This is a genomic window from Pseudofrankia coriaricola (genome assembly GCF_001854805.1).
Lineage (GTDB): Bacteria > Actinomycetota > Actinomycetes > Frankiales > Frankiaceae > Pseudofrankia.
Genome location: NZ_MBLO01000114.1, coordinates 70792 through 95913, shown reverse-complemented (window position 1 = coordinate 95913; position 25122 = coordinate 70792). Strand labels below are relative to the sequence as shown.

Genomic DNA, 25122 nt, shown 5'->3' with positions numbered 1-25122 from the left:
TGGGTCAGGCAGCATGGATTCCCTTCCTCGGGTCGCCGATCTCGCGCAGGTAGCGCGCCCGGATCTGCTTCCGCCTGGGCTTGTACTGCGAGGTGAGCAGGCCGTTGTCGATGCTGAACGGCTCGTCGGCCACCACGACGCGGTGGATGTACTGGTCACCGCTGAGCGCGCGGTTCGTGGCCGTGAGCTGCGCCGAAATGGCGGCCGTGTCCGCCGGCGCCGACGCGGGCGAGACGACCGCCACCAGCTCCGTCTGGGCGGGGCAGTAGAGCACGCATTCCGCGATGGCCGGGCTGGCCTTCAGGTGTTCCTCGATCTGCCGGACAATGACTTTCTTGCCGTTGTCGAGCACGATCGTGTCATCGGCGCGGCCGAGGATGAAAAGGAAGCCGTCGGGGTCGAGATATCCGAGGTCGCCGGTGCGGACCGTGCCATCAGGGCCGAAGACGCGTTCGGAGTCGCCGGGCTCGCAGTAGGCGTACCGCCGGTTCACCGGGTGCTCGGCGCGCACGTGGATGACCCCGTCGTCGTCGACGATCACCTGCTTGCCCGGCAGCACCCGGCCCACGCTGCCCTCGCGGTGCGCCGCCGGGTGGTTCTTGGCCACGATGCAGGTCTCGTTGAGACCGTAGCCCTCGTAGATCGGCAGCCCGAGCCGGTTGAAGAAGGCGAGGGTGGCGGGATCGGCGGGGGCCGAGCCGGTCCACAGGTAGCGGATGCGGTCGCCGAACAGGTCGCGAGCCACCTCGGCGAGGTCCAGGCCGGTGCGCCGGGCGCGGCGCTCGATCTGGCTGCGGGCGCCCTCGAAGAAGCCGGGCACGCCCATCACGACGGTCGGGCGTACCTGGGTGAGCGCCGCGAAGGCCGCCTCGTAGGTGCACACCGTCACGTCATGGCCGTACCGCAGCGCCGAGTACACCCAGTAGCGCTGCTGGAGCAACGACAACGGCAGGAACACGAGCAGGTTGTCGCCGGGGCCATGGCCGAACATGTCCTGGACGGCGTTCAGCGAACTGTCGACGCTGCCGATGGTGGCGCCCAGGCCCTTGGGTGTGCCGGTGCTTCCCGAGGTGAACTTGATCGTGGTGACCTCGTCCGGGGCGTACGTCGCCGGCGCCGGTTGCGCCGCGCCGGTCAGGTCGGTCAGGTCGTCGAGCAGCGTCCCGAGCTGCTCGACGCCGGGCTCGTCGCACGGCCGGTCGGTGAAGAGGAGGGACAGGCCGTAGCGGCGCATGAGCTCGCGCGTGGGCATGAACTTGCCTGGTTCCAGGCCGGCGGTCTCGACCTTGCTGCGCAGGGCGGCCAGGTCGAGCACTACCCATTCGAGGCTGTTGGCGCCGAGGATGCCGATCCGGTCGCCCGCGCCGAGGCCGCGGGCACGCAGGCCGGCCGCGACCAGACCGGACAACCGCCAGACCTCGGCGAGCGGGACCTCGCGGGTGCCGGCCAGCCTGCTGATGTGCAGGGTCCCGCGGTCCGGCGTGGACGCCAGGAGCTCGTTGATCACGAGAGGTTCCCGCTGGTCGGGCGGAAGAACGTGGCGTCGGCGAGGGTGAGCTTGCTGCCCGGCGGTATCAGCTCGACGGTGCTCGGCCACCGGTCGGGCGGCGGCTGGCCGAGGGCCTCGGCCAGCCGGCCGGCGAAGCGCGGCATCACCGGCGCGGCGCCGCGCGCGAGCAGCGCGGCGGCGGCCAGCTCGAGCGCCGTGGCCGTGCGCGTCTCGTCCGGCATGCCGCCGGCCCGCGCCAGCCCATCCTCCGCGCGGCTGAACCGCGACGCGTCCGCCACCAGCGCGTCCAGTTCGGCGGCGGCCTGGTTGAGGGAGAACCCGCCGGGCCGCAGGCTGGCGGTGAGCGCGCGGAGCCGGGCCTCCAGCCGGCCGAGAAACCCGGCGTGCTCGGGCGTCCAGTTGCCGGCGTCGGGCGCCACACCGCCGTGGCGGTCGGCGACCCGCCAGCCGAGGTCGTTCAGCCAGGACTGCCAGGTACCGATCAGGCTGGTCGACAGCGTGTGTTCGTAGTCGGCGAGCGTGAAGTTCGTCCGCTCCACTTCGGGGCGGTTACGGGCGAGGAAGTACCGCACGGCGTCCACGCTGTCGGCGTCGAGGATCTGCTTGCCCCAGATGGCGTGCCGGCGGCTGGTCGAGAACTTCTGGCCGTCGTAGAGGAGGAACTCGTTGACGTGGTAGTCGATGTCCGGTGTCCAGCCGGGCAGGGCGAGCCGGTAGAGCACCGGGTAGAGAATCGCGTGGTAGAAGCTGTTGTCGTAGCCAAAGAAATGGACGATCTTCCAGTCGTCGGCCGGCTCGGCTGCCGTCCAGCCGTGGCCGAGCCGCTCGCCCAGCTTCTGGATGCCATACAGGAAACCGAAGGCCATCTCCGGCCACACCCAGATCACCTGGCCGGCGCCGTCCGCCTCGCGCGGGGTGACGCCCCAGTCGCTGGGGTGGCTCACGGGGAGGTCGATGCGTTCCCGGCGGAACAGCCGCGCGGCGAGCTCCCGCAACCGGGCCGGGACGCGGCCCCGGCGGTGGTGGTCGAGCACCGTGCCGGCGTGCTCGTGCAGCCCGAGCAGGTAGCGACGGGCCGTGCCGGCGGTCGGTGCCTGGCCGGACGGCGCGGCGACCGGGTCGGCCAGGTCGGCCACGGTGTTCGGCTCGCCGCACTCCTCGCAGATGTTGCCGCCGGTGGTCTGGCCGCAGCCGGGGCAGCGGCCGCGGACGTCCACCTCGTAGAGGTACTGGCCGGTCCGCGGGTCGAACAGCGCGGGGCCGTCCGCCGCGGCGATCGCGCCGCGCTCGACCAGCCCGGTGAAGAAGTCCCTCAGCACGGGGACGTAGGTGGGGTCGGTGCTCGTCGCGGTGTACTGGTCGGGCGAGATGTCCATCAGCCGCAGGGTTTCCGCGATCTCGGCGCTGTAGTGCGCCGCCGTCTCGGCGTTCGACCTGCCTTCCCGGCGAGCGCGGTCGACCACGTAGGACTGGAAGTCGTCGCTGCCCGTCAGGTGCCAGACGCGGGCGCCGTGCATCCGCTGGAACCGGACGTAGACGTCGGCGCCCAGGTAGGGCCCGGCGAGGTGGCCGAGGTGAAGGTCGCCGTTCGGGGTGGGCGGCGTCGAGAAGACGAACACCGGCCGGCCGCGATGCTCGCTGGTCACCGGCGCGGCCGAGGACACCGCGCGGGCGCCGTCGCGCCAGTACTGGCTGAGGAAGACCAGATCCCGGTCCCCCGTGTTGCGCACGACGTGGTCCTCGAACGGTTCGAACAGCAGGGCGGTACCCGCCTCGACCGGGTGGTGCCCCGCGCCCACGACGACCTCACCGCGGCCGGCGACGACGACGATCAGCTCGGTCTCGTCGTGCCGGTGGTGCATCGAGACGCTGTGGGGCGCGACGCGGCCCCAGGCGGCGGCGGAGCCCAGCCCGTCGACCGAGGCCATGTCGATCCCGAAGGCCTGGGAGAGCGCGGCGGCGTCATAGCGCTCGATGATCATGCACTGTCCTCCTCGTCGAGCCAGTCGGCGCACTCGGCGGCGATCGCGGGGGCCAGCCGGTAGCCGGAACCGCCCGCCGCCCCGGCGAACATCACCCGGCCGTCGGCGGTGATCGGGCGCACGATCGGCGCACGGTCAGGGCTGTACGCGTCGCAGAAGACCCGGCCCGAGACGCAGTGCGGGCGCAGCGCCGGGGCGTGGTGCGCCAGGAGCGCCCGACCGCGGTCGAGGTCTTCGGCGGACAGCCCGCCGGCCAGCGCGTCGGGTGTGACGTCCCAGTCGGTCGAGGTGTAGCTGAACAGCCAGTGGCGACGGTGGGCGAGCGGGAGCAGGAACGCGTCCTCGTCGTGGAAGACGGTCGCGCGGTCAGTCAGGGAGGCGGGTCGTTCGACGTGCAGGGCGACGACCTTCTTGACGCGGATGCCGAGCGGGGCGAGCAGCTCCGGCCAGGCGAGCCAGGGGCCGGGCGCCAGCACGACCCGGCTGGCGGTGAGCCGCGCGCCGGTGCCCAGCGTGAGAACGACGCCGTCCGCGGTCGGACTCACGGAGGTGACCGCCGTGCCCTCACGGATCGTCACCCGGTCGCGCAGCCGGGCGGCCAGCAGCTGGGTCAGCGCGCCGACGTCGGCGTACTGCGCCCCGTCGCAGTCCCAGCCGCCGTCGACCGGGCGCAGCCGGACCTCGGCGAGATAGTGCTCCCGGACCGAGGCCTCGTCGGCGCTGACCACGGTCATGCCGACCGGGTGGATGGGCATCTGTGGGTCTCGCCGGCGCAGCTCCTCGTACCAGCGCCCGCTGTAGGCGGCCATGGCCCGCACCCGCGCGGAGGCCCCGCGGGGGAAGTGCAGGCCGGCGGAGAACCGGGAGGCCCCTCCCCCGACCAGCCCCTTGTCGATCACCGTCACCCGCCGCCGGGGCTCGCGGGCCATCGCCTCGGTGGCCACCAGGCAGCCGACCACTCCGGCACCGACCACCACGATGTCGGCGTCCACGGTCGGCGTCGCCTGGGCGGCGGCCTCCGGGCGCGCGGCTTCGCCATGATCGCACGCCCCTTGGCCCATCAGTGGGCTCCCGTCTTCGGTGACCACTCGACGAACGCCGGGTCCTGTGCCCTGGCCCGGACGCCACGGATCCGGTCCACGATGCGCTGGCTGCGCCAGGCGTTGAGGCTGAGGTTCACCTCGGCGAGGCCGCGCTGCGCGCGGGTGGCGTTCTGCAGGAACAGGTTCCGGTCGGCCGGGCCGTCCCAGCGGGCGGCGAAGTCGGCGTCGACCCGGTACTCGTCGCCCTCCCGCTCCAGGCGCCCTTCCAGGGGCGCCAGGAAGTCCATCCGAGCCGGCCGGAAACCGGTGGCCCAGATGATCACATCGGCCTCGAAGATCTCCAGCCCGCCCGCCAGGTCGTTGTGCTGGGCGGAGATGCTCCAGCCGTCGGGCGAGCACGCCTCGACGCTGACCACCTCACGGTTGGGGTAGAGCCCGGCGAGCTGCGGGGCGCCGGTGATGAACCGGTGGACGTAGACCTGCTGGTAGATCCTGCGCGCGGTGGCCTCGGAGATGCCGTCGCTGGTCAGCACGTGCTGGATGTTGAACTCGGTCCGCACCGCCGGGTCGAGGTCGGCGAAGTAGTCGGAGTGGCAGGGCATGTAGAACTCGTTGGTGAACGGCGAGTCGTCCATCGGGAAGTAGTTGCGCCGCCGGGACAGCCACGACACCCGGTGAGGCAGCTCGCCCTCCGGCCTGGAGATCAGGTCGAGGAACGCCTCGGCCCCGGACTGCCCGCCGCCGATCACCGCCACCCGCCGGTCGCGCAGGCCGACGGCCTTCGACCGGAACTCGCTGACGTGGAACTGGGTGGCGCCGCCCAGGTGCCGCCGGGCGAACGGCGGCACCCACGGCGCGGTTCCGACGCCGACCACCACGTTGTCCGACCGGAGGGTGCGCCGGCCGGTTCGCACCACGAACGCGTCGTCGACGAAGTCGACGGACCGCGCCTCCTCGCCGAAGACGACGTTCTCGTTGCGGCCGCAGGCCCAGCGCAGGTAGTTGCGGAACTCCTCGCGGGGCACGTTGTCGAACCGCGCGTTGAGGTAGTGGTAGATCCGCCCGCGGTCGTGCAGGTAGGCCATGAACGAGAACGGGCTGGTCGGGTCGGACAGGCTGACCAGGTCCTTGAACAAGGACACCTGGAGGGTCGCGCCCGGGACGAGCTGGTCGTCGTGCCAGCTGAACTCGGCCTTCCGGTCGATGATCAGGTTTGGCGTCGCCGGGTCACCGTGCAGCAGGGCGGCGAGGCTCAGGTTCGCTGGTCCGGCGCCGATTCCGACACAGCGGTACCGCGGAGACGTACTCCCCATGAGTAGAGCTCGCTTTCAGCGTCTGGCGAGATCAGGTCGTCGAGCGCGGTCACGTCGACCGGCGGCGGGTTCGCCGACCACCCGGCGTCGAAGGGGGGTGGTGCGGACGGAGAGGGGTGTTACGGGCAGGGAGTGTTACGGGCAGGGAGCGGTGTGGGCAGGGAGCGGTGTGGGCAGGGTGGGTAGCGGTCCGGACGGTCCGGCGGTGTCATCGGGCGAGCGCACCGTCCCGGCCGCGCGGCCCCAGCGCGTCGGCGACGGCTAGCCGCAGCACCTCGGAGGCGCCCTCGTAGATCCGTAGCGACCGGATCTGCCGGTACAGCCGTTCGGGCAGGCTGTCGCGCACCAGCCCCGCCGCGCCGTACACCTGCACCGCGGCGTCCACGACCTGCTGGGCGGCCTCGGTGGCGTACAGCTTCGCGATGCTGGAGTGCCTCGCCAGCGGGGCGCCCCGGTCGGCCTCCCAGGCGGCCCTGGCCACCAGGAGCGCGGCGGCGTTGAGCCTTACCTCGATGTCGCCGAAGGTGGCCTTCACCGTCGGCAGGTCGAACAGCCGCCCGCCGTACGCCGCCCGCTGCCGGGCCCTCACCAGGGCGGCGTCGGCGGCCCGGCGCGCGAAGCCGAGCGCCGCGGCGCCGACGGTGAGGCGGAACCGTTCGAGCAGTTCCATGGCCACGACGAACCCGCCGCCACGGGCGCCCAGCACCGCGTCGGCCGGGACCCGGCAGCCGTCGAACTCCAACCGGGCGATGTCACGCGGCGCGACCAGGTCGATCGGCTCGATCCGCAGCCCCCGTGTGCCGGCCGGCACGAGCAGGGCGGTCAGGCCCAGCGCGGCCGGGCCCTCGCCGGTGCGGGCCACCACGCAGAAGACGTCGGCTCCCGCGGCGCCGGCGATCCACGTCTTGTGCCCGTCCAGGACATACCCGTCGCCCTCGGGCACGGCGCGCAGGGCGAGTGCCCCGACGTCCGAGCCGGCCTGCTCCTCGGACAGCGCGAACGCACCGGCCAGCTCGCCGCGCGCCATCCCGGGAAGCCAGCGCCGCCGCTGCTCGTCGGTGCCATGGCGCCGGATCGGCCAGGCGGCGAGGACCTGGATGGAGAACGCGAAGTCGGCCAGGTCCTCGGTGTAGGCAAGAGCCTCCCTGATGAGGCACAGGCTGCGCAGGTCGGCGGGGTCGAGCAGCCCCGCGGCCCCCAGCGCACGCAGGACGCGGGCGGCGTACTTCTCCGGCGCGTCGGCGCGGGCCGTCACCACGAGCTCCGGGTGGGTGTCGCAGAACCCGCGCAGCGACTCGGCCAGCTCTCGGTGCCGCTGCTCGTAGAACGGCAGCGCCACCAGTTCCGCGTCCAGGCTCACGGCGCCCCCCGCCCCGCGAGCAGGCGCCGGGCCAGCCGCGGCTCGACGAAGAGCGCGAACGAGGCGTAGCCGCGCCACACCCGCCGCCACGCTGGCTCGACGGCGGCCGGACCGGCGGCGCGGCCGACGTGGTCGAGGTGGTCGACTATCAGGTCGGCCGCCTGGCGGCTGTGGCCCGCCGAGACGTTGTCGATCGACAGGTGCACCGACTCGTAGGCGGTGTCCATACGGTGGTGGCGCAGCTTCTGCACCTCGTGCAGCCGTAGCTCGCCGAGGCCGAACATCTCGAGGCCGAGGTGGTAGCCGAGGATCTCCTCGTAGTGGGAGTCCGGGAACAGCGCCAGGCTGAGCTGGTAGGTGGCGTAGGGGTAGCCCAGGTCCGGCAGCTCGGTCTGGGTGAGGAACTCCCGCGCGCGCAGGTGCGGCAGCTGGATGTCCATGCTGGCCAGGGCCTGGTGGATCAGCGTGATGTGGTTCTTGGCGACGTCTCCGCGGCCCATCTCGTCGGCGTAGATCGCGAACAGCGCGGCGTCGCCAGGCCGGTCACGGCCGGTAGCGCCGATCCGGTGTGTGCAGGCGCCGTCGACGAGGTTGCCCAGCGCGAACCGCTTCTGGTTGTTGATCACCTCGTCCCGCGGTGGGATGTCGGTCAGCGGCCGGAACGGCTCGACGAGCTTCGTCCAGTAGATGGTGTCCATCCGTCGCCGCAGCGCCACGGGGCTGTAGTCGAACCAGGTGGCGTCGGTGTAGCGCCCGGCGGCGCCCAGCTCGAACAGCGCCTCGGCCTGGGCGAGCACCCGCTCGACGCGGGTCCTGGCCGCGGCCAGCACGCCCGGGAACCGCTCGACGTTGACCAGGCGGTAAAGGAACCGGCGTTCGTCGAGAACCGCCGGCTCGGCGACGACGACGTCGCCGGGAGCGGCGGCCACGAGCGCGCGCCGCCAGGCGGCGGCCTCGTCGTCCCCCGCGGTACAGGGAGCGAGCGTGGCGCGTGGTTCGTCGCCGCTGGCAACGGCCGACGCCCACCGCGTGATCGTGCGCGCCTCGACCTCGTCGAAGATCCCGAACATCGGTCCGCCGAACCTGATCGCCCTGGTGAAGCGGCAACCGCCGGACGGCGACGGTCTCAGCTGGCTGGCGGAGCGGAGGCGGTGGACGAGCGCCGCGGCGTCGAAGTCCGGGCCGGCGAGCAGATCGCGCAGCGCTACACCGGAGATTTGCACGTTGTCGTGCTGGCGGCCGGCGTACGGCGCGTGCCTGGCGACGATCAGCGCCATGCGGTCGTCGAGCGAGAGGCTCTCGTGCCAGCCGGCGAGCTCGGCGAGCATGGCGACGTGCGCGCGTTCCAGGCCCACGACGAGCTGGATGGCCGCGAGCAGCCGGGCCCTGTCGGCCGGGCCCGTGGGTGCCCGCTCGGTGAGCGCCAGGTACTCCGACAGCAGCGGCGCGGGGTCGTACCCGGGGCCGTTCATCCCGGACAGGCCGGTGTCGGTGCCCAGTGCGCGGAAGGCGCAGTGCGCGCCGACCACCTCCGGCAGGAAGGTGGCCGGCAGCCGGGACAGCGCCAGGTAGAAGGCGCCTGTCACCGCGGTGAGCGGCCGGGCCCGCGCCCCGGCCAGGAAGTCGGGAGACGTCAGGCCGGGGAGCAGCACGCCGTGGTCGTCCAGCAGCCGGCGGCGGCGCTGGGCCAGGGTGTGTTCGGCGACGCCATGGCCCAGGATCTCCAGTCGCTCGGCGAGCAGCCGGTTGACGATCACGGCGGGCTGGGTCGCCGGCTGCGACACGGCGTCGAGCCAGCAGCCCTCGATCAGCGCGAGCGGGGCCCGCTCGCGCAGCACGGCGGCCAGGGTCTCCGCCGACGCGGCGCGCAGCCGCGCGGCGGCCGTCGCGATCGCGGCGCGGGCGTCGGCCAGCTCGGCGAGCACCCGATCCCGGTCCAGGCCCGCGCCATCCGGCAGGAACGCGGCGAGCACCCGGCGGGCGGCCACCAGCGCCGCCTCGGACTCCTGCTCGACCAGCAGCACCCGGTAGAGCGCGCCCGGCGGCCCGGCGACCAGCGCGGCCGCCTGCGCGGCGGCGGCCGGGCCGCACTCGAGCGGCCCGGGCGGCAGCGACGTCGTCGGGTCGATCATGAGACCTGGCTCCTCGCGGCCAGGTGGGCGGCGAGCGCGCACATCTTCTCGGTGGCCTCGAAGGCCTGGCCGCGGCAGTTGAGGTGCAGCTTGTCGCCGCAGTAGAGACCCGGGTCGGCGCAGAGCGGATGGTCGGTGAACGAGACGAAGATCGCGCCGTGCTCCTGGGACACCTCGCGGGTGATCCGGGTGAGGATCCTCGTCGCCTCGCCGATCGGTCCCGCGAATCGCTCCGAGACGACGCCCGCCCGGCTGATGTCGAGCATGCCGATGGTGAGGATGTCGGCACCGCTCCCCCGGACCCCGGAGACGATCTCGGTGAGCTCGGCGCGGGCGACGACCGGGTCGAAGCCCGGCCTGATGAAGTCGTTGCCCCCGCCCGAGAGGAACACCAGGTCGGGCGCGAAGTCCAGGGCGGGCGGCAGCTGCGCCCGGCGGATCTCGGCCAGCGTCACGTCGCGCCGGGCTAGCCGTATCTCGTCGAAGTCGGGGTGGATCCGGCGCAGCACGGCGCTGATCCGGTCCACCCAGGACAGGTCCTGGTAGCCGGGAACGACCTCGCGCACTCCGGCGGAGATGCTGTCGCCGATCACGGCGATCCGCTTCCACGGCGCGCCCGCCAGCACCTGCACGCCGGCCTCGGTGGGGGTGACGTACGGGTCGGTGGCCTCGGTCGGCTCGGTCATTCCGCGGCCTCGCCGTCGTCAGCGGGGCCGGCACCGCGGGCGACGGCCGAGGAGACCTCCCGCCGCCGGGCGGCGAGCTCCGCCTCGGCGATCTCGTCGGCGATCCGCTCGTCCTCGGCGGAGAGCTCCGCCCCGTCCACCTTGCCGAACCCGAGCACGCCCAGCGCGCGCAGGGTCTCCCGCATCCTGGGACCGAACAGGTTGATGTCCTTCAGCGTCGGGACGATCCGGCTGAACAGCCGGCGCCGGAACTCCCGCTGGGCCGGCGAGCGGTTGGCCGCCGCGATGCATTCCTCGGCGCCGTGGTCGAGGTTGCGCCACATCTCCTCGCCAGTGAACCGGTCCTTGAGCACCCAGCACGTCTCGGCCGCGAAGTCCTCGCGCTCACGTAGTTCGGCGGCGCTGAGCTGGCCGTAGTAGTCACGCAGCGCCAGCCGCCCGAACGCGACATGACGCGCCTCGTCCTGCAGCACGTAGGCGTTGAGCGCCCGCGCCAGCGGATCGCGCATCCGGTCGCGCTGGATGCTGAACGACGCCAGCGCGAGGCCCTCGATCATCACCTGCATGCCGAGGTAGGTGATGTCCCACCGGCCGTCCCCGATGATGGTCTCGAGCAGGCCGCCCAGGGCCGTCGAGATCGGATACTCAACCTTGATCTTGGTCTGCAGCATGCGCTGGAACGCCTCGACGTGCCTGGCCTCGTCCATCACCTGGGTGGCGCCGTAGAACTTCGAGGCGATGTCCGGCGCCGACTGGACGACCTTCGCCGAGCACACCAGGGCGCCCTGCTCACCGTGCAGGAACTGTGAGTAGAGCCAGCCAGCCAGGTGCCGGCGGACGGTCACCCGCTCCGCGTCCGGCAGGCGCTCCCACACCGGCGAGCCGGCGATCCAGACGAACTCGTCGGACAGGCCGAGCGGGTTGTCCGGGTCGACGTCGTGGCTCCAGTCCAGCCGCAGCTCGGCGTCCCACTGACGCTGTTTGCCGCGGGAGTACAGGTCCAGCATCTGCTCGGTGCCGGCGCTGTAGTCCCAGGTGAACAGCGCGTCCCCACCCAGCGGAACGGCCCAGTTCCCGGCCAGCCGCGCCATCGTGTCCGGCTCCATGACCATTCTCCTCAGGCCCGCGCGGCGGCGCGCCGCAGGCGTGAGGACACGGCGGCGACGGCCCAGGCCGGGGCGGGCGAGCCGTCTGGCGACAGGAACAGCGCGGCCGACTCGGCCACCGCGCACGGCAGCACCCGGTTGAAACGGCCGCCGCGGCAGGCCGTCTCGAACCTCGCCGCGCTGTCCCGACCGTGCTCGGCCGCGAGGTAGGCGAACACGGGGTCCAACGGGCGCCACTGGCCGTCGAGGTGAACCTCGCACCAGCCGTGGTCGTTGCCGATGAGGCCGAGCAGGAAGCCGCGGCGCGCCCTGGCCTGGAATCCCTCGGCCCGCAGCCGGTCGGCGAGCACCCTCCCGGCCACGACGCAGTCGGCGACACCCAGTTCCCAGGACCGCCGGTGGTCGGCGCGCAGCGGCTCGGCGATCGCCTGGTAGTGCACCGCGCCGCCGTGGAGCGCCGCGAGAACGTCGTCGAACGCGGCGTGGATCCGGCGGTCGGTGACGTCGTACCGCTCACCGGTCAGCCGGACCCGCACCTGGTACGGATCGGCCTGATGCCCATCCGGGACGACCGGTCGCGGCTGGTCGGCGGCCGGGTCGTCCAGGAGCTCCACGCCCTCGGCGTCCAGATCCGGCACCGCCATCTGGAGGGTCTCGCCGGTGGGCGGCTGGTGGACCGCCACCGTCCAGTCCAGAGGCGCGTACCACCGGTCGGGCTCGCCGGCCGCGAACCGCATGAGCAGCCGCCTGGCCATTTCCGGCAGTGTGGTGCCCGTCCCGGAGTGCAGCGCCGCGTTGGCGACGTCCGTGAAGTCCAGCAGGCCACCGACCTGGGGAAGGCCGAGCGCGGCCACCGCGGCCTCGTCGGCGCACAGCACGGTGGCCGCGGCGGCGAGGGTGGTGTCGAAGACGGCCAGGTCGGGCGGGGTCGGCTCGAAACCGAGCCGCGCGCGCCGCCACCCGGGATCCGGTTGACCGGCGCGGCCGCGGCCCAGGTCCTCGAGGGTCTGCCTACTCACAGGGACTCATAGGGCGTCCTTCACGGTCTGCTGGTGGAGGTCCACGGCTGCCTGGTGGCGACCTTGCCGGTGGTGGCGAGCGGTGTGACGCCGAGCGGCCCGAGTGCGCGCCGCTCCGGGCGGAGGCAGGACGGAAGTGCGGGGCGGTGGCCACTCTGCCGACGCCCGTCGGCGCGAGCCGTTTCCTCCGGCCCGCCACGACCGGCCAGGCGTCAGGGCCCGTCGCGGTGGCGGAAAAGCCACCGGTCCGCACATTTGCGTAGTTGTTCGGCTACACGAGTTCGAAGGGCGAGAAGTGCCCACTGACGGACGCCCGCGCCCATCGCCCGCCGAGGAGCACTCACCAGGAATCCTGTCAACAACAGTGTCGGTAACAAGACGAGAATGAGTTCGGAAGCCCCGGTTGTCGATGGAACGGGTGGAAGCGAATCACGGGATCACGTCGGGCGGCAAGGAGAATACCTATCTCCAATCAGCCGTTCGATTTCCATGATCCTGCCGACGGTCAGGGGCGGCCGGGAATGTACTGGGCGGATAACGATCGACGCCCACAACTATGACCAACCACGGCTGCGCCCGGTCGGCCGCGAGGGGTGACGTGGAGTTGATCAGGATGACTCCAGTGCGGTACCGCCTTGTCCGAGTGCCGCCGGCATGACTGTCCGCACGCCGTACCGACCGGTGAACCACCTGAGGGCCAGCCGCGTCGGGGCCGAAGGACGGGGGAACGCACTGCCTCAAGACGGTAAAGATCCTGCTTCCAGGCCGCTCGTCATGATCACTCAAGGCCGAGCTGCAACTGGCTACTAATTGCAGTCATACCATGACGTCCCGGCACCTCCAAGCCGTGATTGATCCGCCGACGACGGGACCGGCCGGCGCTCGGGGCTGATGGTGTGGTCCGACCGGACGGCGAAGAACTTCAGCGCACCGTCCGACCAGCGGACGGAGAACCATTTCTCCGGCATCTTCGGCTGAGTTCGATCTGCCATGTTCCTGACCGGATACTGCGGCACTCGTCTCCCACCTGCCCGGGCCGCGCCCGGTGACTGGTGGCCGCCCGCAACGGGCACACTGGATCTATGAGCCGCACCCGGAAGCGCACCGGGCCGTCAAGGTCGCCGGCGGTCCGTGCGCACCAGGAGACGCACCAGCCGGAGCGACCCGGAGGCTGCCGCTGCGCGGCCTGCCGGGAGGAGCAGAACCGGGTGCGCCAGCTTGGCGACCAGCTTCTGACTTCGGGAAGGAGCCTGCTGCGCACCGACGACCCGCTTGAGGCCGAGATGCTCGGCGCGATCTTCGCCTCGGTCGACGAGCAGACGGACGGCGAGCTTCTGCGGACCGTCGTCGAGAAGGTCCTGCCGCGCTTCGCCCGCAAGCCGAGCAGGCAGGCCCTCGCGGTGACCCTCGCGCTGCGCGCCGTCGCGCCCGGTCCTGTCCGCGAAGCCCTCGGCGCGACCGCGGACCGGCTCGCCGCCGCCGGGACCCACCTGCCCCGCTGGGCCGGTGACCTGGCCGAGCCGCTGACCGCGACGCGGTTCCAGCTGCTCACCGATGAGAAACCGACCGACGTGGTCGTCCTGACCGGCGTCTTCGAGCGGGCCGGCCGGGCGCACGCGTTCCTGCTCAGCGCCGACCCCGACGACTGCGGCGCCGCGATCGACATCGCCACGATGGACGCCGACGAGATCGACGGTGTCCTCGACGAGATCCGCGCCGACGCGCGCGCCGACGGCATCGAGCTGCGCACCACGCCGTTGACCGCCGAGGACTTCCGTTGGCGAACCGAGAACGCGCTCACCGCGCGGGCCGACCATGACCGCGTGGAACTCGAGCTGGACCTCGACGGGGAGGCCGTCCATCCCGCCGGCCTCGACCTGGAGGACGACAGCCCGTTCGGCCCGTTCGACGGCGAGGAGGACCTGTTCGGCCCGTCCGACGACGAGGACCTCTTCGACGAGGAGGACGAGGAGGAGGACGAGGAGGACGAGGCGCTCTACACCGCGGCGGCGTTCCTGCTGCGCGCCCGCCTGGCGATCCTGCCCGCCCCGACCAGACCGCCCGCCCCCCACGACACCGAGTGCGAGGCATCCCTGCCCGTCGTCCTCGACGATCTCGCGAGCCGCCCATGATCCTCGCGCGGTTCAGCGGCGCCGAGACGGGCGGCCGTCTGTCCGGAGCGGCTCAGGGGGCCGCGGCGGTGAGGTGGAGGACGGCGTCGTGAAGGTGATCGGTTTCCGGTCGACGGCCTGGCGCCAGGCGTTGGACTCGCCTACCGAATGGTGTGCGCCCCCGGCGTCATGCGGCATTCCTTTGATCTGGCACCAGCCCACGCGCGGTTGTCACATCGATCTGGCCGGTCACGGCCGCGGTGATGAGCGCCTGTCGGCGTTCCGCCAGGAGGTTGATCTGCTGCGTCAGGGCGCGCGCGGACTCCTGCGCCATACCGCGGCGAGCCGCCAGCTCGCGGATGACGGCGTCCTGTTTCGCCAGGGGAACATCTGGCAGCGGGAGGTTGGTGACGGTCGCCGTCGGCAGGTTGTTCGCCATGCCATCGGCGCCGGATATCCCAATCCTGATCAGCTCGCGCACCCGATGCGTCGTAAGCATGAACGCGACGAACTCGTGAGCCATGCGGGTGCGATCCATCCGGAGCCGATAGATCTTGTCGCACAGCAGGAGCCTGGGAGGCAGGTCCTCCGGCAGGACGGCGATGCTCCCGATCAGCTCGACCGACCCGCTGGCGCGCGACATGAGAAGGTCGCCGGGCGCGAGGCGAAAACGCGGGTCCGGTGGGATGCCGGCCGGGAGGGACTTGTGCTGGCTCGCGTCGAAGGCGCCCCCGTTCACACAGCCCGCCTTGACGACGCCCCACTCCTCTCCCTCCACCGGGCGCTCCTCGCACAGCGGCGACCATCCCTGCTCGATCTTCCGAAGCACATGCCGGACCTTCACCACGCCGTGCTCCCGGCTCAGGTCCTCGGCCAGCTGATGAAGATGCGCGCGCGTCCGCGAGGCGACCAGGCCGAGCTGGGACCTGTGAAGCCCGATCATTCTGTCGATCCGACCGGTCTCGGCGTCGAGGAAGTCGGCGATACGGCGCTGCTCGTCGGGTGGCGGCAGCGGGACCGGGAGACGGTTGATGTCCCACTGGAACAGATGCGGAACGCCCATGCCCCCCTTGAGCTCCTCGATGAGGCTCTGGGTCGGGCTGCTGGCCAGGGAGTAACGCAGGAACCGCGAGCCGACACCGAACGGCCGAAGGACCGCGATGGAACCGTTCACCGTGGCCGGTCTCGGCAGCTCGCGGACGACGTTGGTGATCCCGAGCGTGTTCCCGTCCTTCGCGAGCAGGACGTCGCCGACCGCCAGCTTCAGCTCCGGGGACTCCTCGTACCGAAACTCGCTGATGTAGTTGACGTTCTCGAAGTCGATGGATCCGGACTTGATGTTCGGGGTCGAGAGGAAGACATAGCCGTCCGGCTGGTACTCGCTCGCCGTCAACGCCTTCCAGCCGATCCGGGCATTGACGGTCGCCACGCGATAGACGCGCGTCGACCTCCAGGCAGGAGGACCGCTCACGCCGTGACCTCGCCCAGGAGCTTCTGGATCTGGGCCTCGAGGTCGCGGAGCTCGGCGTCGATCTCGGCCAGCGGCCTGGGCGGCGTGTAGACGTAGAAGTGGCGGGTGAAGGGGATCTCGTAGCCGACCTTGGTCTTCTCGCGGTCGATCCACGCGTCGGCGACATGGGGAGTGACCTCACGGACGAAGTAGGCCTCGATGTCCTCGTCGAGGGGCACGTTCTCGTAGTCGCGCAGGTCCGGGTCGGGCAGCGGGCTCCCGCTCCTGTCGCGCTGGACCTCGCCCTCGGGGTCGGAGACCGCGACGGCGGACCACACGGCCTTGAGCAGCGCCGCCGTGCCGGGCAGGCTGGCGCCTGCGCCCATGGCGATGCCGAGCAGCGCGGCGGTCGCCTCATCCTTGCTCCACCAGACCGAGCCGACCGCGCCGCGCAGGGCCTCGACCAGGCTCTCCCTGCCGTCCCATCGGGCGAGGGCCTTCGCCTCGGCCAGGGCGAGCAGGGTGTCCTCGGTGATCTCGAAGCGCTGCTTGAGCGGCCGCTCCACCGTGACGCGGTGGTAGCCGAAGTCCCGCGTCGCAAAGATCTTCACCTTGCCGTGGTCGGGGTCGTCCGGGCTGACGGCGACGTCGACGGACCGCTCGTAGAGCCTCGTGATGTGCTTGATCTGGGCATCGCTGATGAGCTTGCGCTTGTCCCCCAGGGACTTGCGCATCTTCGCCCACTGGTCGCGGGCGTCGAGCAGGATCACCTTGTTCCGCAGCACGGGCGCCTTGCGGTTCGACAGGATCCAGAAGTAGGTGGAGATGCCCGTGTTGTAGAAGAGCTGGTCGGGCAGGGCGACGATGCCCTCCAGCCAGTCGTTCTCCAGGATCCAGCGGCGGATGTTCGACTCGCCGGACTCGGCGGCGCCGGTGAACAGCGGCGAGCCGTTGAAGACGATCGCGAGCCGCGCGCCCTTGCCCTCGACCCGCTCCATCTTCGAGATCATGTGCTGCAGGAAGAGGAACGACCCGTCGTTGATCCGCGGCAGGTCGGCACCGAACCGGCCGGCGTGGCCCAGCTCGGCCTCCTGCTCGACCTCGTCCTTGACCTTCTTCCACTCCACGCCGAACGGCGGGTTGGCGAGCATGTAGTCGAACCGCTTGCCGGCGAACCTGTCCTGGCTGAAGGAGTTGCCGAGCGCGATGTCGCCGCGCTGGCCGCGCAGCAGCATCTCCGACTGGCATATCGCCCACGACTCGGGGTTGACCTCCTGGCCGTTGAGGAACACGTTGGCGCCCGGGTTCATGTTCCGCAGATGGTCCGCGGCGGCGGTCAGCATGCCGCCGGTCCCGCAGGCCGGGTCGAAAACGTTGATCACCTGGCCCGGCACGGCGACGGTGTCCGCGTCCGGGGCAACCAGCAGGTTGACCATCAGCTCGATGACCTCACGCGGGGTGAAGTGCTCACCGGTGGTCTCGTTCGAGTCCTCCGCGAACTTGCGGATCAGGTGCTCGAAGACGTAGCCCATGTCGTGGCTGGACAGGCCGCCGAGGTCCATCTTCGTGAACCGACCGATGACCTGGCAGAGCAGCTTGGAGCCTGCCAGCCTGCCGATCTGGTTATCCAGACCAAAGGCCTCCAGGACGGCGCGCACGTTCGGCGAGAAGCCGTTCACGTAGTCCCGAAGGTTCTTCGCCACCACTGCCTGGTTGGTGGAGTCGGAGGCGATCGTCGAGAAATCCTGCTTGGACACGTTGTAGAACTGCCGCCCAGCAGCGCTCACCAGAAGGGGGTGCTTGTTTTGGTTGGCTAGCGAGGCGTCCTTGTCGCGCACGGGCTGCCGGCTCTCGGCCATGACGGCGTCCAGGCGGCGCATCAGCGTGAACGGCAGAATGACGCCGCCGTACTCGTGCCGCTTGTAGTCGCCGCGCAGCAGGTCGGCCACCGACCAGATGTCGGCGGCGGTCCGGGAGTGACTGGGTACCGTGCTCACAGCGTCTCCTCGTTCCTTCGTCCCGCGGCGGCGTGGGCTGGCCCGGAGCCTGCCGACCGGGAGCCAGGATCCCGGCGGTCAGCCCGTGCAGCGTCTGGTCGATCACGGTATTGCTCAGCCGGGCGAGCGTCGCCAGCGGATGGACGCCTTCGGCGGCCAGGCCCAGGCGATCTGGGAACAGCCGCGGCAGGAGAGCAACGTCAGCCTGAATGAGGTCCGCCTCGACGGCAGCGAGAAGGCCAACGTCCGCAGGCTCGTCATGGACGTCTCCGTCGACGACGAGCGGGCCCCGGCGCTGGCCGTCATGAGCCAGGGCGAACAGCACTCCCTCGCGCTCTCGCTGTTCCCGCCGCGGGCGCGGACCGCCGACAGCCCGTTCGGCTTCCTGCTCATCGACGACCCGGTGCAATCGACGACCCGGTGCAGTCGATGGTGTCAGGCGTACTGTTGCTGGCCGGTGCCGCATGCCATGGAGGGAGACGTCTCCGGTTGGGGCGGCGACCTTACCTTGCTCGCCTGTGTCGGGCCTCACTGAGGCCGATCACGCCGGTCACGGGCGACGGGTCCTCTGTCAGCCGGGTGCCAATCGCGACACGGCCACGACCAGCGCTGGCATCGACCGCCGGCGTTCCTCGTGAAGTCGGTCGGGCAGGACGATCCGGGCGGACCGCATGCCGTAGCCGCGGGATGATCTGGGTGAATTAAGCTGCCTCATGACAGGTCATGAGACTACAGGGGGTTAGTAGTGGTCGCGGACGGTGGCGCCTGGGAGGCGGGGCTCACGCAATGGCCGAAGTCGGCGGTCGATGGGCCACTAACGCCAGTGGACCTGAAGACGGACGTGGCCCATTCCGCCCGGATGTACGACTACTACCTCGGCGGCAAGGACAATTTCCCAGCTGATCGGCAGGCGGCCGAGCAGGTACGCACGACCATGCCCGAGGTCGTCCACGGGGCCGTGCAGAACCGGGCGTTCCTGGTCCGAGCGATCCGGTATCTAGCCGCCGAGGCCGGCCTGCGCCAGTTCCTCGACATCGGCACCGGAATACCGACCAGCCCGAACCTGCACGAAGTCGCCCAAGTGGTCGCGCCGACCTCGCGGCTGGTCTACGTCGACAACGACCCGATCGTGCTGGCCCACGCCCGGGCATTGCTGACCAGCCGTCCCGAGGGCGCAACCGCGTACCTCGACGCCGACTTCCGCGACCCCCAGCGCATCTTGACAGCGCCGGAACTGTTGGAGACGCTAGACCTGACCCGTCCGATAGGGCTGTCTCTCGGTGCGCTCCTGCCGTTCATCCCCGAGCAGGCCGACCCCGAAGGCATCGTTCGCCAGTTGATCGACGCCCTGCCGTCGGGTAGCTACTTGACCGTCACCTATCTCACCACCGACTTCAGCCCGGACCAGGTCGCCAAGACCGTCGACATTTACCGCGCACAGAACATTCCGGTCCATCCGCGCACCCACGACGAGATCCTGCGGTTCTTCGACGGCCTCGACGTCGTCGACCCCGGCGTGACCCCGCTACACCGGTGGCGTCCCGACGCAACCGTCGTGGACAGCCCGGAGGCGGAAGAAGGCGGGCGCCTCGCCTACGCCGGAGTAGCCCGCAAACCATAGGCCCGAACACATCGACCCGCTTTGGAAGGCATCCTCGCCGCGTCCCGCCACCAGACCGGTGAGAACAAGACCAGCAGACTTCTCGAGATGCTGCGCCCGGTGAAAGATTTCCGCGCAGCCCGCGGAAAGATGTACGACCTCTATTTCGTACTCGCTGTCGCGGTCGTCGCCACACTCGCTGGCGCCGCGCCCTCCTTCGCCTCCACAGCGCCACAAAGATCAAGGAGACCCTCGAATACATCGCCGGAGACCGCAACCGGGCACTCCAGTTCCTAGCCACCCAAAGTAATCGATCACTACGCTAGGCGACCTTCGCGCAGCCCTGGGCATCACCTCAGGTCGTCGATCGACGAGTGAGCCGGTTTGGGCTCGGCCACAGAGATCGAGGGTCGCCGGCGACGTGTCCAGACGGCAAAACGACCGCCGGTCACCCCGAAGCCGCGGATACCCGCATGGCGCAGGCGTGATCACTCTTGTCGTTGAGGTACACCTGTGTGCGTCCCTTCGGGTCCAGGACCACCGGGCCGGCGCCGTCGCCGTGCCGGACCGCACGGGTATCCAGCTCCTCGCCGTTGGTGGCGTCGTGCAGCGTGGGGGAACAGTCCCCGGTGCCGTTGAAGTCCACGACCTCCACGGCCACCCGGGCCGGGGCGGCGAAGGCGGCGGTGTCGCCCTCGTTCGCCGGCTGGGTGAAGGGCAGCGTGACCGCACCTGTGCCCGCGATCGCCATCACCAGGCAACCGGGGTCGTTCACCTCCCACTGGAAATTGCCACTGGTCGAAATCTGGAAGGTCCACATTCCGTACAGGTCCGTCGCGTTTCCGATTTCCTTGCCGTCGGCGTCGACATCACGCAGCGTTACCACACAGCCGTGATCGGCCTTCTCGACCGTGTTGCGGATGACGATCCGCCACGGCGCGTCCGCCCGGTAGGAGGATGTCAGCGTGGTCGGTGCCGGGCTCGGCGTCGTGGTCTGCGCGGTCGACGGTGTCGCGGATGGTGTCGATCCTGGTGCCGTGCTGCTCACATCCTGGCCGCCGCCGTCCCCTCCGCCCGCGAGGGATCCGGCCACGATCACCGTGACCGTGAGGGCCAGCGCCCCCGCCGCCGCATACGGCCACCGACGCCGCCGCACCACCGGCATCGGGGTCGGCACCGGGGTCGGAGATCGGGGCCAGGCCGGCGGCGGAGTCGATCCGCCGGGAACCATCAGGTCAGGCGGCAGCACCCGGGTGACCTCGGTCGTCGGACCGTCGTGGGGAGCCGTCAACGCCACGGCTCCGCCGACGAGGTCGGCGAGCTCGTCGCGCAACGCCTCGGCCGTCGGTCGCGATGCCGGCTCGCGGGCCAGCGCGCGGCGGACGAGGGCTCGCAGCGGCGCCGCGACCTGGTCATAGTCGACGTCGGGCTCGGCGGACCGGACGCGGTCCAGGACCACCTCGGCCCGGCCGCCGCCGAACGGCGGCCGTCCGGAAGCGGCGAAGCAGACCAGTGCGCCCCAGCCGAACACGTCCGTGGCGGTGGTGGCCTCGCCGCCAGCCGCCTGCTCGGGGGAGAACCAGGCGGGGGTACCGATGAACTGGCCGGTCGCGGTCAACGGACGGGCGTCGGCCGCCGCCGCGATCCCGAAGTCGATGACCTGGGGGCCGTCGGCCGTCCACAACACGTTGGACGGCTTGAGGTCGCGGTGCACCAGCCCGACCGCGTGAATGGCCGCGAGCGCCTCGGCGAGCCCCGCGGCCAGGGTCCGCTGGGCGGCATCGGGCAGCGGACCGTGGGTACGCACCCACCGTTCCAGGTCCGTGGCGTCGATGAACTCGGTCGCCAGCCACGGCCGGTCGCTATCCAGCTCGAAATCGACCAGTCGGGCCGTGTGGGCGCTCTCGACCCGGAAACATGCCTGGATCTCGCGCTGGAACCGCACTCGGTAGTCGGGGTCGTCGACCAGCTCGGCGCGGATCATTTTGAGCGCGACCCGGCCTCGCGGGCCTTCGGCCTGGTAGACGACCCCCATTCCGCCACTGCCCAGCCGGCCGACGAGCCGGTGGCGTCCCAGCATCGGGGGATCCGTGGACCGCAACGGCCGCAACGGAACGCGGTGCTCGCCAGGCATCACGATCATTTCTGGTTCCCCTGCCGCCACGCCCGCACCGTCGCCGTCACCATCACTGGACATCGGTCACCTGGCATCCGGTCCGGCCTCCGCGGAACGAGGCACACCTCGACGACACCGGCGCCGGCGGCTGGAGAGCCTGGAGGACTGGAAGTGCCTGGAGTGAAGGTCCGGCAGCCGGCGGACGGGCCCGAGGAAGCTGGGATGGGTTCATGGGATGCGCACGTCTCCGATGGGGCTTGCCGTGGTGCGAGCCGCGACAAAGGGAGGCAGAAGGGCGAGCGCCGCGTCGGCGTCGTCTGCCTCGACGTCCCACCAGAGCTGGTGGTCGTCGAGATGACAGCTTCCGGTGGTCGGGTGGTGGCGCAGCGGACTCGGGAAGCCGCGCCAGCAGGCGAACGCCGCCGGGCACTCCCGCGGGGTGTGCCGGTGGCTGAGCCGGAAGGTGGCCATACCGACGATCATGTGCACCGGTAGGAGGTCGCGGCATCGGGGACCTCCGCCAGATGCCCGCACGGATGGGGGACGGTCCGTCACGTTCGCGGCGGACGTCCGCCATCGTCGGGGAATCCGCCCACTATTCTGGACAGGTGGCTATGCGGCTGGTAGGCCGCGACGGTGGGCTCGCCACCATCGACGCCGTCCTGGGGGGACTCACCGCGGCGCGGGCTTCCCGCCGGTCCGCGTTCGTGCGGGTCGTCGGCGAACCGGGGATCGGCAAGTCGCGGCTGCTCGCCGAGGCGACCCGTCGCGCTGACCGGCGGGGTTTCCTCGTCGTGGAGGGGGCCGCCGCGGAGTTCGACGACGACCTGGCGTTCGCCGTCTTCGTGGATGCGTTGGACGACTATCTCGCCGGGCTCGATGATCGCGCGCTGCAACGGCTGGCTCCCGCCGTCCTCGCCCATCTCGGAACCGTCTTTCCGGCGCTGGAACACCGGGCCGATGGACCGGTGCTCACCCTGCCCGCCGAGCGGTACCGGATTCACCGGGCGGTCCGCGCGCTGCTGAGCCTGCTGGCTGAACCGGCACCCCTGGTCCTCGTGCTGGACGACGTGCACTGGAGCGACACCGCGTCGGGCGAGCTGCTGACCTACCTGCTGGCGCACCCCCCGACCGGATCGGTGTTGATCGCGGTCGGCTACCGGCCGGCGCACCTGCCGGATCGACTCCGGGCCGCGTTCGACCGCGGGCACCTCTCGGGGCACGTCGAGACGATCGAGCTCGGCCCGCTGCGGCGAGCCGACGCGGAGCTGCTCGCCGGTGCGGCGGTGCGCCGCGGAACCTTCGAGCACCTCTATACCGAGTCCGGGGGCAACCCCTTCTACCTGCTGGAGCTGGCGCGGGCCGCCGACCGCGATGGGACCGCCAGCTCCGGCGGGACCGCCGTCCGTGGCGGCATCGTCTCAGGAGGCACTGTCGTCTCAGGAGGCGCTGTTGTCTCCGGCGGCACCTCCGCGGGCGCGGTGCCCGCTGCTGTCATCGCCGCGATCGGACAGGAGATCGCCACCCTGCCCGACGCGGCGCGCACCCTCGTGCACGGCGCGGCGGTCGCCGGCGAACCGTTCGACATCCAACTCGCGGCGCTCGCCGCCGGGATGGCCGACTCGGACGCCCTCAGCCTGGTCGACCAGCTGGCGAGCGTCGGGCTGGTCACGCAGACCGACGTGCCGCGCCGCTTCGCCTTCCGCCACCCGCTGGTCCGCCGCGCCGTGTACGAGTCGGCCGGGCCGGGGTGGCGGATCGAGGCGCACCGCCGCCTCGCCGACGCGCTGCGCGCCCGGGGCGCGGCGGCCGTGGAGCTCGCTCATCATGTCCAGGCCTGCGCGCAGCCCGGTGATCTCGAGGCCGTGGCCGCGCTCACCGCCGCCGGTCACGCGGTGGCCAGCCAGGCCCCGCTGGTCGCCGCCCGCCGCTTCGACGCGGCGCTGCGGCTGCTGCCCGTGGGTCCGGCTGATACCCGGACACGGCTTGATCTGCTCGTGGCGCTGGCGACCTCGCTGGGCGCGGCCGGGCAGTTCCAGGACAGCCACCGCGCGCTTGAACTGGCCCTTGCCCACCTCCCGGCGGGAGAGGTGGGGATGGCGGCTCGCCTGCAGGCGTTCTGCGCGGCGGTGGAGACCGTGCTGGGCCTGCACGACCAGGCGCGCCGACGGCTGCGACTCGCCCTCGACGCGCTGGCGGACCGGCGCTCGGCGGAGGCGGCGACCCTCATGATCGAACTTGCCGCGGACGCTCATTGGAGCCTGGACTGGCCCGCGGAGCGACGCTGGGCGGCCGAGGCCGCGGCGGTCGCCCGTCACGTCGGCGACCAGGCCATCGAGGCCTCCGCGCTCACGCTCGTCGCCTTCAGCGAGTTCGGCATGGGCACCGCGGAACTCGCCGACGACACGCTGCGCACAGCCGCGACACTCGCGGACACGATGAGCGACGCCGAGGTGGCTGGACGCCTGGACATCACCTTTCACCTGGCCGGGGCCGGGCTCAACCTCGAACAGTTCGAGCAGGCCGTCCGACACGCGGACCGCGGCGTGGCGCTTGCCCGCGCGACCGGGCAGGGACAGTACATGGTACAGACGATCATCATGAAGTGCGGTGCGCTGCGCCTGCTCGGCCGGCTGAGCGAGGCCGCGCAGTCGGCCGAGGAAGCTGTCGACAGCGCCCGGCTCGGCGGCCACGACAACCTGATCGCCTTCGCGCTGCAGGCCCGCACCTGGGTGGCAACGGCACGCGGCGATCTGGACCTCGCGCTGGCCAGCGGGCAGGAGAGCCGCGCGATCACCCGGCGCAACCCGCACACCATGCTCGCCGCCGTCGATGCCTGGATCCTGGGCGAGGCGGAGCTGGAGGCCGGCCGGCCGGCCCGCTGCGTCGCCGTCGTCCTCGACGCCGCGGGCGGACCCGACGCCGAACGCCTGCCCTGGGCCAACCGCTGCCGCGCCTGGCACCTGCTCGCCCGCGCCGACACCGAGCGCGGCCGCCTGTCAGCCGCGCAGGAGTGGATCGCACGCCTCGACGCCGCCTTGCCGGGCGTCGCGCCGTTCAGCCTGCCGCGCGCCGAGACCGAAAGCGCACGCGCGCACCTCCTGCTCGCCCAGGGGAAATACCAGGCCGCCGCGTCGGCCGCGCTCGTCTCCGCCGCCGCCGCCGACCGTATCTCCGCCCGGCTGTACGCCGCCCGCGCCCGGCTGCTGGCCGGACGCGCCCTGGCCGCCGCCGGCCGCAAGACCGCGGGCGACGGGACCCCCGGAGGAACCAACGTCCGTGGGACCGCCGACGGGGAAGGCACCGTCGACCTTCTGGAGCGGGCCCGCACCGAGCTCGAGCTCTACGGAGCGCTGCGCTACCGCGACGAGGCGGCCCGCGAGCTGCGCAGACTTGGCGTCCGGACCGGATCCGGGGCCACGCCTCAGCGCGGCGCATCCCAGGGCGCATCCGGCCAGGGGACGCACGACGACGCCCTCAGCCCACGGGAACGCACCATCGCCGCCCTGGCCGCCGCCGGCCGGACCAACAGCCAGATCGCGACGGAGCTGTTCCTGTCCACCCGAACCGTCGAACGACACCTCACCCACATCTTCAGCAAGCTCGATGTCTCCTCCCGGGCCCAGCTCGGTGCCGTCCTCCAGCCCCGGGCGGATACAGACGGACAGCACTCCCGCTGACGGCCAGCCCACGTGTT

Annotated in this window: 17 protein-coding genes; 4 read left to right on the top strand and 13 right to left on the bottom strand. The window is 71.5% G+C overall.

All coding sequences use genetic code 11. From position 1 onward, the window contains the following. Positions 1-4: 4 nt before the first annotated feature. The 9 genes from BCD48_RS17140 to BCD48_RS17100 all read right to left on the bottom strand — a co-directional run bounded on the left by BCD48_RS17140 (position 5) and on the right by BCD48_RS17100 (position 12151). Complete coding sequence (locus BCD48_RS17140; protein WP_071049393.1) at positions 5-1507, bottom strand: AMP-binding protein; 1503 nt, start codon at positions 1505-1507, stop codon at positions 5-7. Next, a complete protein-coding gene (locus tag BCD48_RS17135; RefSeq protein WP_071049392.1) occupies positions 1504-3492 on the bottom strand; it encodes a class I tRNA ligase family protein in 1989 nt (662 codons plus the stop codon). The genes BCD48_RS17140 and BCD48_RS17135 overlap by 4 nt, the downstream gene beginning before the upstream one ends. Then, positions 3489-4553 carry an NAD(P)/FAD-dependent oxidoreductase gene (locus BCD48_RS17130; RefSeq protein WP_083418786.1) on the bottom strand — a complete coding sequence of 355 codons (1065 nt, stop codon included), beginning with the start codon at positions 4551-4553 and terminating at the stop codon, positions 3489-3491. Before BCD48_RS17130 ends, BCD48_RS17135 begins: the two co-directional genes overlap by 4 nt. Next, complete coding sequence (locus BCD48_RS17125; RefSeq protein ID WP_071049391.1) at positions 4553-5848, bottom strand: lysine N(6)-hydroxylase/L-ornithine N(5)-oxygenase family protein; 1296 nt, start codon at positions 5846-5848, stop codon at positions 4553-4555. The genes BCD48_RS17130 and BCD48_RS17125 overlap by 1 nt, the downstream gene beginning before the upstream one ends. 208 nt (positions 5849-6056) lie before the next feature. Continuing rightward, a complete protein-coding gene (locus BCD48_RS17120) occupies positions 6057-7208 on the bottom strand; it encodes an acyl-CoA dehydrogenase family protein (RefSeq protein ID WP_071049390.1) in 1152 nt (383 codons plus the stop codon). Beyond that, entirely contained in the window at positions 7205-9340 is a 2136-nt protein-coding gene (locus BCD48_RS17115) for an iron-containing redox enzyme family protein (RefSeq protein ID WP_071049389.1), read from the bottom strand. Before BCD48_RS17115 ends, BCD48_RS17120 begins: the two co-directional genes overlap by 4 nt. Further along, positions 9337-10026, bottom strand: coding sequence for an SGNH/GDSL hydrolase family protein (locus tag BCD48_RS17110; protein ID WP_071049388.1), 690 nt, complete (start codon positions 10024-10026; stop codon positions 9337-9339). Before BCD48_RS17110 ends, BCD48_RS17115 begins: the two co-directional genes overlap by 4 nt. Beyond that, positions 10023-11132, bottom strand: a complete 1110-nt coding sequence (locus BCD48_RS17105; RefSeq protein WP_071049387.1) for a ferritin-like domain-containing protein — start codon at positions 11130-11132, stop codon at positions 10023-10025. Before BCD48_RS17105 ends, BCD48_RS17110 begins: the two co-directional genes overlap by 4 nt. Before the next feature lie 11 nt (positions 11133-11143). Next, on the bottom strand, positions 11144-12151 hold the full coding sequence (locus BCD48_RS17100; RefSeq protein ID WP_241841796.1) for a transglutaminase-like domain-containing protein: 1008 nt from the start codon (positions 12149-12151) through the stop codon (positions 11144-11146). Between the two features lie 1208 nt (positions 12152-13359). On the opposite strand from BCD48_RS17100, the gene BCD48_RS17095 reads away from it, so the two are divergent. After that, positions 13360-14283: a hypothetical protein gene (locus BCD48_RS17095; protein ID WP_071049386.1), complete on the top strand. Its 924-nt coding sequence runs from the start codon at positions 13360-13362 to the stop codon at positions 14281-14283. A 166-nt stretch (positions 14284-14449) separates the two neighbouring features. Here BCD48_RS17095 and BCD48_RS17090 read toward each other — a convergent pair whose 3' ends face one another. Together BCD48_RS17090 and BCD48_RS17085 are read right to left on the bottom strand one after the other, a co-directional pair. After that, entirely contained in the window at positions 14450-15691 is a 1242-nt protein-coding gene (locus BCD48_RS17090; protein WP_071049385.1) for a restriction endonuclease subunit S, read from the bottom strand. A gap of 38 nt (positions 15692-15729) precedes the next feature. Further along, on the bottom strand, positions 15730-17709 hold the full coding sequence (locus tag BCD48_RS17085) for a type I restriction-modification system subunit M (protein WP_071049384.1): 1980 nt from the start codon (positions 17707-17709) through the stop codon (positions 15730-15732). Between the two features lie 85 nt (positions 17710-17794). On the opposite strand from BCD48_RS17085, the gene BCD48_RS52290 reads away from it, so the two are divergent. Both BCD48_RS52290 and BCD48_RS17075 read left to right on the top strand, forming a co-directional pair. Then, complete coding sequence (locus tag BCD48_RS52290) at positions 17795-18244, top strand: hypothetical protein (RefSeq protein ID WP_071049383.1); 450 nt, start codon at positions 17795-17797, stop codon at positions 18242-18244. A 210-nt stretch (positions 18245-18454) separates the two neighbouring features. Beyond that, positions 18455-19330, top strand: a complete 876-nt coding sequence (locus tag BCD48_RS17075; protein WP_083418771.1) for an SAM-dependent methyltransferase — start codon at positions 18455-18457, stop codon at positions 19328-19330. Positions 19331-19757: 427 nt separating this feature from the next. Here BCD48_RS17075 and BCD48_RS17070 read toward each other — a convergent pair whose 3' ends face one another. Further along, positions 19758-21389 (bottom strand): serine/threonine-protein kinase, encoded by a 1632-nt coding sequence (locus BCD48_RS17070; protein WP_241841795.1) that lies wholly within the window; start codon positions 21387-21389, stop codon positions 19758-19760. 264 nt (positions 21390-21653) lie between these two features. Further along, a complete protein-coding gene (locus tag BCD48_RS49205) occupies positions 21654-21896 on the bottom strand; it encodes a hypothetical protein (protein WP_071049457.1) in 243 nt (80 codons plus the stop codon). A gap of 143 nt (positions 21897-22039) precedes the next feature. Here BCD48_RS49205 and BCD48_RS17060 point away from each other — a divergent pair, with 143 nt between their 5' ends. After that, the gene (locus BCD48_RS17060; RefSeq protein WP_071049381.1) at positions 22040-25105 is read left to right on the top strand and encodes a helix-turn-helix transcriptional regulator; all 3066 of its coding nucleotides are present in this window, start codon (positions 22040-22042) and stop codon (positions 25103-25105) included. Positions 25106-25122: the final 17 nt, after the last annotated feature.